Below are 9,369 nucleotides of genomic sequence, written 5' to 3'. Positions count from 1 at the left end.
TGCGCGCCACGGATCCCGGCGCCGTCGCCCGGGCGCTCGCCGGCCGAGCGCGCCGTCCCCTGCTCCGCGACGACGGACGCCTCCTCATCGTCGCGGCCGACCACCCGGCCCGCGGGGCGCTCGGCGTCGGCGACGAGCCGATGGCCCTCGCCGACCGCTACGAGCTCCTCGCGGGGCTCGCCACCGCCCTCACGCGCGACGGCGTCGACGGCGTGCTCGGCACGCCCGACATCGTCGACGACCTCGCGCTCCTCGGGCTCCTCGACGACAAGGTGGTCGTCGGGTCCATGAACCGCGGCGGCCTCCGCGGCGCCGTCTTCGAGATGGACGACCGCTTCACCGCCTACGACGTGGACGGCATCGTGCGCGACGGCCTCGACTTCGCGAAGACCCTCGTGCGCGTGAACCTCGGCGACGCCGGCACCGCTCCCACCCTCGAGGCGAACGCCCGCGCGGTCGACGCCGCCGTGCGCGCCGGCCTGCCGATCATGCTCGAGCCGTTCCTGAGCGCCTGGCACGAGGGCCGGATCGTCAACGACCTGTCGCCCGACGCCGTCATCACGTCCATCGCCATCGCGTCGGGCCTCGGCTCCTCCTCCGCCCGCACGTGGATGAAGCTGCCCGTCGTCGACGACATGGCCCGCGTCATGGCCGCCACCACGCTGCCCACGCTGCTGCTCGGCGGCGACCCGCAGGGCAGCGGCGAGGACACCTGGTCGTCGTGGGAGGCCGCGCTCGACCTGCCCGGCGTCCGCGGGCTCGTGGTCGGCCGCACGCTCATCCACCCCGCCGACGGCGACGTCGCACGCGCCGTCGACCAGGCCGTCGCGCTCGTGCACGGCCGCTCGCGTCCGCGCTCCTGAGACACCCGCACGCCTCCCGCATCCGCATCCGCACCCGCTCCGCCACCTGAGAACGCCAGAGGAAACGATGACCGACACCGCCCCGCTCCCCGTCGTCCCGCACTGGATCGACGGCGCGCGATCGCCCTCGACCTCCGGCCGCACCGCGCCCGTCTACGACCCCGCGCGCGGCGTCGTGACGAAGGAGGTCGCGCTCGCGGACGGCGACGAGATCGCGCGCGCGATCGCGTCCGCGCACGCCGCGTTCCCGGCGTGGCGCGACCTGTCGCTCGCGAAGCGGCAGGCGATCCTGTTCCGCTTCCGGGAGCTGCTGGAGGCCGAGAAGGGCGAGCTGGCGGAGATCATCACGTCGGAGCACGGCAAGGTCGTGAGCGACGCGCTGGGGGAGATCACGCGCGGGCAGGAGGTCGTGGAGTTCGCGACCGGCCTCGCGCACCACCTCAAGGGCGAGTACTCGGAGCAGGTCTCCACGGGCGTCGACGTGTACTCCACGAAGCAGCCGCTCGGCGTGGTGGGCGTCATCTCGCCGTTCAACTTCCCGGCGATGGTGCCGATGTGGTTCTTCCCCATCGCGATCGCCGCCGGCAACACCGTGGTGCTGAAGCCGAGCGAGAAGGACCCGAGCGCTGCCATCTGGATGGCGGAGCTGTGGAAGCGCGCGGGCCTGCCCGACGGCGTGTTCACGGTGCTGAACGGCGACAAGGAGGCCGTGGACGGCCTGCTCACGCACCCCGACGTGCGGGCGATCTCGTTCGTGGGGTCCACGCCCATCGCGCAGTACGTCTACGAGACGGGCACCAGGCACGGCAAGCGCGTGCAGGCGCTGGGAGGCGCGAAGAACCACATGCTCGTGCTGCCGGATGCGGACCTCGACCTGGTGGCGGACTCCGCCGTCAACGCGGGCTTCGGCTCGGCGGGGGAGCGCTGCATGGCGATCTCCGTGGTCGTCGCGGTCGAGCCCGTCGCGGACGCGCTCATCGAGCGCATCTCCTCCCGCATGGCGGGGCTCCGCGTGGGCGACGGCCGCCGCGGCTGCGACATGGGCCCGCTCGTGACCGAGGCGCACCGCGACAAGGTGGCCTCCTACATCGGGATCGCCGAGGAGGACGGCGCCCGGATCGTGGTCGACGGCCGCGGCATCGAGGTCGACGGCGAGGCCGACGGCTTCTGGCTCGGCCCGACCCTCATCGACGCGCTGCCGACGAGCTCGCGGGCGTACACGGAGGAGATCTTCGGGCCCGTGCTCGGCGTCGTCCGGGTGCGCACCTACGAGGAGGGCGTGGCCCTCATCAACGCCGGCGCGTTCGGCAACGGCACGGCGATCTTCACCAACGACGGCGGCGCCGCGCGCCGCTTCCAGAACGAGGTGCAGGTCGGCATGATCGGGATCAACGTGCCCATCCCCGTGCCCGTCGCCACCTTCTCGTTCGGCGGCTGGCGGTCGAGCCTGTTCGGCGACACCAAGGCCCACGGCGCGGAGGGCGTGCGCTTCTTCACCCAGCAGAAGGCGATCACGAGCCGCTGGCTCGACCCGTCCCACGGCGGCGTCGACCTCGGCTTCCCGCAGAACTGACCCGCACCACCGCCCGCCGCACGGCCGGCACCCGACGACGACGACGGAGACGAGCATGACGACGAACGAGGCGTGGCTGCACCCGCGCGGCAGCATCGGCCGGGACGGCTGGGAGAGCGTGGTCGACGGATCGCGCCCCGGCTGGGAGCACACGGGCCTCCGGGTCGCGGTGCTCGGCGACGGCGACCAGCTCGAGCTGCCCGCGTCCGGCGTCGAGCGCATGGTCGTGCCGCTCGCGGGATCTTTCGCCGTGCGGCACCGGGAGGGCGACGGCGAGGAGCGGGTCGCGGACCTCGAGGGCCGCGCGTCGGTGTTCGCCGGCCCCACCGACGTGCTGTACCTGTCGTGCGCGTCGAGCGCGGTGCTCACGGGATCCGGCCGCGTCGCCGTCGCCGAGTCGCCCGCCACCCGGTACGTGCCGACCCGCCGCATCGCCCGCGAGGACGTGTCCGTCGAGCTCCGCGGCGCCGGCCGGTCGAGCCGCCAGGTGCACAACTTCGGCACCCCCGGCACCCCCGGGTCCCTCGACGCCGAGCGGCTCATCGTCTGCGAGGTCCTGACGCCCGCCGAGAACTGGTCGAGCTACCCCGCGCACAAGCACGACGAGGAGCGGCCCGGCGTCGAGTCCCGGCTGGAGGAGATCTACTACTTCGAGTCCGAGGTCGGCCGGGGCCTCCCGGCGCCCGCGGAGGCGGATCCGTTCGGCCTATTCCACACGTCCTCCTCGCCCGCGGGCGACATCGCGATCGACGCGGTCGTGCGCTCGGGCGACGTCGCGCTCGTGCCGTTCGGCTACCACGGGCCCGCGGTCGCGGCGCCCGGCTACGACCTCTACTACCTCAACGTCATGGCGGGGCCGGGCGCCGACCGCGCCTGGCTCATCACCGACCACCCGGCGCACGGCTGGATCCGCGGCACGTGGGAGGGGCAGGGCATCGACCCGCGCCTGCCGTTCGCCGCCGACCCCGAGGCCGCCGCGCCCGAGGCCGCGCTGCCCGAGGCCGCCGCGCCCGCATCCGACCCCGACCCCGATCAGGAAGCACCCACCCGATGACCGAGCCCACCACCCGCATGACCGTCAGCCAGGCGCTCGTCGCGTTCCTCGCGGCGCAGTGGACGGTCGACGGCGACCACCGCGAGCGCACCATCCCCGGGGTCTTCGGGATCTTCGGCCACGGCAACGTCGCCGGCATCGGGCAGGCGCTCATGCAGGCGAACGCCCAGGACCCGGACCTCATGCCGTACCACCAGGCCCGCAACGAGCAGGCGATGGTGCACCAGTCCGTCGGCTTCGCGCGCATGCACCGCCGCCTCGCGACGTACGCGAGCGCCGCGTCCGTGGGCCCCGGCGCCGCCAACATGCTCACCGGGGCCGCCCTCGCGACCGCCAACCGGCTGCCCGCGCTGCTCCTGCCGAGCGACACCTTCGCGACGCGCGTGGCGGATCCGGTGCTGCAGCAGCTCGAGCTGCCGCATGACATCGGGATCACCGTGAACGACGCGTTCCGCCCGCTGTCGCGCTTCTTCGACCGCGTGCAGCGGCCCGAGCAGCTGTACTCGATCGCGCTCGCCGCCATGCGCGTGCTCACCGACCCCGCCGAGACGGGCGCCGTCACCATCGCGCTCCCGGAGGACGTGCAGGCGGAGGCCCTCGACGTGCCGGACGCGTTCCTCGCGCCGCGCGAGTGGCACCTGCGCCGTCCGGTGCCGGAGCGCGGGCCGCTCGCCCGCGCCGTGCAGGCCGTGCGCGACGCCCGCACGCCGCTCATCGTCGCGGGCGGCGGCGTGATCTACAGCGCGGCCGAGGGCGCCCTCCTCCGCTTCGCCGAGCAGACGGGCATCCCCGTCGCCACGACGCAGGCGGGCGGCGGCGCCCTCGTCTGGGACCACCCGCAGTACCTGGGCGGCATCGGCGCCACCGGATCCACGGCCGCGAACCGACTCGCCGCCGAGGCGGACGTCGTCATCGGCATCGGCACGCGCTACTCCGACTTCACCACCGCGAGCCGCACGGCGTTCCAGCGCCCGGACGTGACCTTCGTGAACGTCAACGTGGCGCCCTTCGACGCCTACAAGCACGGCACGCAGCTGCCCGTCGTCGCCGACGCGCGCGAGACGCTGGAGGCGCTCATCGCGGCGCTCGCCGGCACGCGCGTGGACGCCGCGTACGCCGACCGCATCGCCCGCGAGAAGCGCGAGTGGGACGCCGCCGTCGACCGCGCGCTCGCGCCCACGGGCGGCACGCTCCCCGGTCAGCCGGAGATCATCGGCGCCGTGCAGGCCGCGAGCGACCCGCGCGACGTCGTCGTGCAGGCCGCCGGCTCCCTCCCGGGCGACCTCCACAAGCTCTGGCGGGTGCGCGACGCGCTCGGCTACCACGTGGAGTACGCGTTCTCGTGCATGGGGTACGAGATCCCGGGCGGGCTCGGCGTGAAGCGCGGCGCGGAGGCGCTCGGCGACGACCGCGACGTGATCGTCATGGTCGGCGACGGCTCGTACCTCATGCTGCACACGGAGCTCGTGACCGCGGTGGCCGAGGGGCTGAAGATCATCGTCGTCGTGATCCAGAACCACGGCTACGCGTCCATCGGGCACCTCTCCGAGACGGTCGGGACGGAGCGCTTCGGCACGCGGTACCGGTCGCTCAACCCGGCCGCCCGGAACTTCGAGGGGCGGGAGCCCCTCCCCGTCGACCTCGCGGCCAACGCCCGCAGCTACGGCGTCGACGTGATCGAGGTCGCGCCCGGCCCCGACGCGACGCGGGACCTCGGCGACGCGGTGCGACGCGCGAAGGCGTCGGACCGCACCACGGTGATCCACGTGGAGAGCGACCCGCTCGTCTACGGGCCCGACGGCGAGGGCTGGTGGGACGTGCCGGTGCCCGGCGTCTCCGAGATGCCGTCGACGCGGGCCGCGCACGCGGAGTACGTGGAGAGGCGGAAGGCGCAGCGGCCGCTGCTCGGCTGACGCGAGGACGGGTCCGGGCGCGGGCGCGGGCCCTGGTCGTCAGGATGCTATTTCCTATAGGATCTTGACCCCGGGCATCCGGGACCGACGACCGCGATGGAGCAGCATGCCGGACACACCCGCGACCCCCGCATCCGGGGCCACTCCCGCCACGGGGAGCGCGCCCGCCCCCGCCCCCGCGTTCACCGCCGAGGACTGGCCCATCGCCACGTGCCTGCACGCGTTCGCGACCGTGGGCCGCGACGGCACGGCCCTCCACGACGCCGACACCGCCGTGTGGGACCGCATGTTCGCCGACATCGCGCGGGAGGGCTTCACCCTCGCCGAGCTGGCCGACAGCCACATCCGGCCCGCCGACCTGACCCCCGCCCGCCGGGACGAGCTCGTCGCCGTCGCCCGCGCGCATGGCGTGGGCATCCCGTCGGTGCACCTGCAGCGGCAGAGCGTGATCATGCCGGGCCACGAGGAGCGGAACCTCGCGTACGCGCACCGCACGATCGACGCGATCGCCGAGATGGGCATGGAGGTCTTCTCCACGGGCCTCCACCAGCCGTTCAGCGACGCGCAGCGGAAGGCGCTGTGGTTCTGGACCGCGGAGGGCCCGAAGGACCCCGACGACCCCGAGGTGTGGGACGCCGCCGTCACCCGCCTCCGCGAGCTCGGCCGGCACGCCGCCGACCTCGGCCTCCGCATGGCGCTCGAGATGTACGAGGACACCTACCTCGGCACCGCCGACAGCGCCGTGCGCCTCGTGCAGGAGATCGGCCTCGACAACGTCGGCCTCAACCCCGACGTGGCGAACCTCATCCGCCTGCACCGGCCCGTCGAGAGCTGGCGCGAGCTGTACGCGAAGACGCTGCCGTACGCGAACTACTGGCACGTGAAGAACTACATGCGCGACGAGGCGGCCGACGGCAGCTGGGCCACCAGCGTGCCCACCACCATGAGGTCCGGCCTCATCGACTACCGGCAGGTCATCCGCGACGCGGTCGAGCTCGGCTTCGACGGGATCATCCTCACCGAGCAGTACGGCGGCGACAGCCTCGGCGTCTGCGCGGAGAACCGGGACTACATCCGCACCCTGCTCCCGCAGGGCGCACGAGGACAGGAGGGGTCGTCATGACCGCACAGGACAGCACGGGCGGCGTCGCCCGGGAGATCGCCATCGTCGGATCCGGCTACATGGGCGGCGGCATCGCGCAGGTGCTCGCGCTCGCGGGCGCGCGCGTCCGCATCGCCGACATCTCGGAGGAGATCGCGGTCGCCAACCACGCCCGCCTGCTGGAGGAGGCCGGCCGCTTCGTCGCGGACGGGCTGTTCCCGCCCGACGCCGTGGAGCGCATCGCCGCGGCCGTGACGCCCGCGGCGTCCATCGAGGAGGCCGTCGCCGGCGCCGACTTCATCGAGGAGGCGGTGCCCGAGAAGCTCGAGATCAAGCACGCGACGCTCCGGCGCATCTCGGCGGCGGCGCGCCCCGACGCCGTCATCGGGTCGAACACCTCCACCATCCTCATCGGCTCGCTCGCGGAGGCCGTGACCAACCCAGAGCGGTTCCTCGGCGTGCACTTCTCGAACCCCGCGCCGTTCATCCCGGGCGTCGAGCTCATCCCGCACACGGGCACGGACGAGTCCGCCGTCCGCATGGCGGAGGCGATCGTCGCGGCCACCGGCAAGGAGACCGCGCGCGTCACCGACAGCACCGGCTTCGTGCTCAACCGGCTGCAGTACGCGCTCTTCCACGAGGCGACGCAGATCGTGGAGGAGGGCATCGCGACCCCCGAGGACATCGACACGATCGTCCGCACGACGTTCGGCTTCCGCCTGCCGGTGTTCGGGCCGTTCGCGATCGCGGACATGGCCGGCCTCGACGTGTACGCGTTCTGCTACGCGTCGCTGCAGACGCGCTGGCCGGAGCGCTTCGCGACGCCGGCGTCGCTGCAGGCGCACGTGGACGCGGGCGAGTACGGCACGAAGACGGGATCCGGGTACCTCGACGTGCCGAGCGAGCGCACCGCGGCGCTCGTGGCGTACCGCAACAAGGCGTACGTGGCCATCAAGCAGCTCATGGACGAGCTCGGCCCGGCGCCCGTCGGCTGACGCCCATCAGCGGTCCTCAGCAGCAGTCGCAGGCCGCGACCTCGCGTTCGCCGGTGAGGGCGGACACGGGCGTCGTGCAGGCCTCGCCGCGCCAGGCTTCGAGGCCCTCGCGGACGGCGAAGACCACGATCACGAGCCCGGCGACGGGATCGGCCCAGGTCCACCCGAGGGCGAGGTTCAGGACGAGCCCGAGGAGCACCGCGGCGGAAAGGTAGCTGCAGATCAGCGTCTGCTTCGAGTCCGCGATCGCCGACGCGGAGCTGAGCTCGGTCCCGGTGCGGCGCTCGAGCAGGCTGAGAAAAGGCATCACCGCGAGGCTGACCGCGGCGAGCACGATGCCGACGGGGGAGTGCTCGGGCTCGCGGATGCCCGTGAGGGCGAGGACGGCGTCGACGCTCACGAACGCGGCGAGTCCGAAGAAGGAGACCGCGATGACGCGGAGGGCGACGCGCTCGCGCTCCTCCGGGTCGGGGGCGGCGAACTGCCACGCCACCGCGGCGGCCGACAGCACCTCCACGATCGAGTCGAGGCCGAAGCCGACGAGCGCCGTGGAGGAGGCGATGGTGCCGGCGGAGATCGCGACGACCGCCTCGACGACGTTGTAGGCGATGGTGGCCGCGACGATATACCGGATGCGGCGCCGCAGCAGCGCGCGCCGGGCGGGGGCCGGACCCGCGGGGGCGAGGAGCGCGCTCACGCGCCGGGCTCGCAGCAGAGCGGCACGTCGCAGTCGGCGTCGGCGCAGGGGGCGCCGTCGTCGACCGCGAGCACCACGTCCACGAGCGCGCCGAGGGCCCGGGCGAGGTGCGCGTCGGTGATCTCGTAGCGGGTCGACCGGCCCTCCGGCACCGCGACGACGATCCCGCAGCCGCGGAGGCAGGTGAGGTGGTTCGAGACGTTCGAGCGGGTGAGCCCGAGCTCGCGGGCCAGGAGGCTGGGGTACCCGGGCCCCTGCAGCAGGGAGAGCAGGATGCGGGAGCGGGTCGGGTCGGCCATGGCGCGGCCGAGCCGGTTCATCACGTCGACGCGGGAGGCGATGGTCAGCATCCGCTGACCATACAGCGGATGCTGACCGATCGCTACCGGCGAGGGACGACGGTGCGTCAGTGCTCCATGGGCATCCCATCCCCCTCGTAGGTCTCGTTCGCGCCCGAGTAGTCCTTCGCCGGCGCGGAGAAGGCGTACTCCGAGCCGTCGTCGAGGGTCAGCGTGAAGTCGACCGCGTCGCCCGCCGTGATCGGCTGGTCGAGGCCCATGAGCATCAGGTGGTTCCCGCCGGGAGCCAGCTCGTAGGATCCGCCGGCCGGGATGGTGAACCCGTCCTGCTTCTCCTTCATGATCATCTGGCCGGCGTCGTCCGGGACCGTCTCGTGGAGCTCGATCATCGGCGACGCGCTCGACACCGCGGACACGACCCGCACGTCCCGGTCGGAGGCGTTCTCGAGCGTCCCGAAGGCGGCGGACATGCCGCTGTCCTCGGCCTTCACCCACGCGTCGGCGATGGTGAGGCCCGCGGCGGTCGCGGCGGTGCCGCTCGTGGGCGCGTCGGTGGCGCTCGCCGGGGCGGCGGCCGGCTCGGTCGCGGGGGAGGAGCACCCGGTGAGGGCGAGGAGGAGGACCGCGGAGGCGGTCCAGGTGAGGGTGGTGCGCATTGCTGCTTCCTTCTGGTCAGGTGGTGCACGCGTTCGGCCGGCGCCGGGATCGGCGACGGCGGGAGGGCCGTCGGGGACGGCCCGCGCGGACGCTCGACGAGCGTCCGGCCGGGAGGGACGGTGCCGTGCCGGGCGGTCCGCGGCGGGGTGCGCCGATGAGCAGGAGGTCGAGGTCACGGGGCGCGACGTGCGCCGCGGACGCGACCCGGTGGTGCCG

9 protein-coding genes are annotated in these 9,369 nt (G+C 73.6%); 6 read left to right on the top strand and 3 right to left on the bottom strand.

The genetic code is table 11. The annotated features are described in order from the left end of the window. The 6 genes from Q6969_RS09705 to Q6969_RS09680 form a co-directional block, all read left to right on the top strand. A partial coding sequence (locus tag Q6969_RS09705) for a deoxyribose-phosphate aldolase (protein ID WP_317230253.1) occupies positions 1-863 on the top strand: 863 nt, incomplete at its 5' end. Between the two features lie 67 nt (positions 864-930). Continuing rightward, positions 931-2,436: a CoA-acylating methylmalonate-semialdehyde dehydrogenase gene (locus Q6969_RS09700; RefSeq protein WP_317230252.1), complete on the top strand. Its 1,506-nt coding sequence runs from the start codon at positions 931-933 to the stop codon at positions 2,434-2,436. Positions 2,437-2,491: 55 nt separating this feature from the next. Beyond that, positions 2,492-3,490, top strand: coding sequence for a 5-deoxy-glucuronate isomerase (iolB, locus tag Q6969_RS09695; RefSeq protein ID WP_317230251.1), 999 nt, complete (start codon positions 2,492-2,494; stop codon positions 3,488-3,490). Then, entirely contained in the window at positions 3,487-5,403 is a 1,917-nt protein-coding gene (gene iolD, locus Q6969_RS09690; protein WP_317230250.1) for a 3D-(3,5/4)-trihydroxycyclohexane-1,2-dione acylhydrolase (decyclizing), read from the top strand. The genes iolB and iolD overlap by 4 nt, the downstream gene beginning before the upstream one ends. Before the next feature lie 106 nt (positions 5,404-5,509). Next, positions 5,510-6,526, top strand: coding sequence for a sugar phosphate isomerase/epimerase family protein (locus tag Q6969_RS09685; protein ID WP_317230249.1), 1,017 nt, complete (start codon positions 5,510-5,512; stop codon positions 6,524-6,526). Continuing rightward, the gene (locus tag Q6969_RS09680) at positions 6,523-7,500 is read left to right on the top strand and encodes a 3-hydroxyacyl-CoA dehydrogenase family protein (RefSeq protein WP_317230248.1); all 978 of its coding nucleotides are present in this window, start codon (positions 6,523-6,525) and stop codon (positions 7,498-7,500) included. Before Q6969_RS09685 ends, Q6969_RS09680 begins: the two co-directional genes overlap by 4 nt. Positions 7,501-7,516: 16 nt before the next feature. Here the strand turns inward: Q6969_RS09680 and Q6969_RS09675 are convergent, their stop codons facing one another. From Q6969_RS09675 to Q6969_RS09665, 3 genes are read right to left on the bottom strand one after another with little or no spacing between them, the layout of a single operon-like run. Continuing rightward, the gene (locus Q6969_RS09675; RefSeq protein ID WP_317230247.1) at positions 7,517-8,197 is read right to left on the bottom strand and encodes a cation transporter; all 681 of its coding nucleotides are present in this window, start codon (positions 8,195-8,197) and stop codon (positions 7,517-7,519) included. Further along, positions 8,194-8,547: a winged helix-turn-helix domain-containing protein gene (locus Q6969_RS09670; protein WP_317230246.1), complete on the bottom strand. Its 354-nt coding sequence runs from the start codon at positions 8,545-8,547 to the stop codon at positions 8,194-8,196. Before Q6969_RS09670 ends, Q6969_RS09675 begins: the two co-directional genes overlap by 4 nt. 56 nt (positions 8,548-8,603) lie before the next feature. Then, complete coding sequence (locus tag Q6969_RS09665; protein WP_317230245.1) at positions 8,604-9,152, bottom strand: copper chaperone PCu(A)C; 549 nt, start codon at positions 9,150-9,152, stop codon at positions 8,604-8,606. Positions 9,153-9,369: the final 217 nt, after the last annotated feature.

Origin of the sequence: Clavibacter sp. MX14-G9D (assembly GCF_032917815.1) — a bacterium.
Lineage (GTDB): Bacteria > Actinomycetota > Actinomycetes > Actinomycetales > Microbacteriaceae > Clavibacter > Clavibacter michiganensis_K.
The sequence above is the reverse complement of the archived record's forward strand: the minus strand, read 5'-3'. Positions and strand labels throughout refer to the sequence as shown.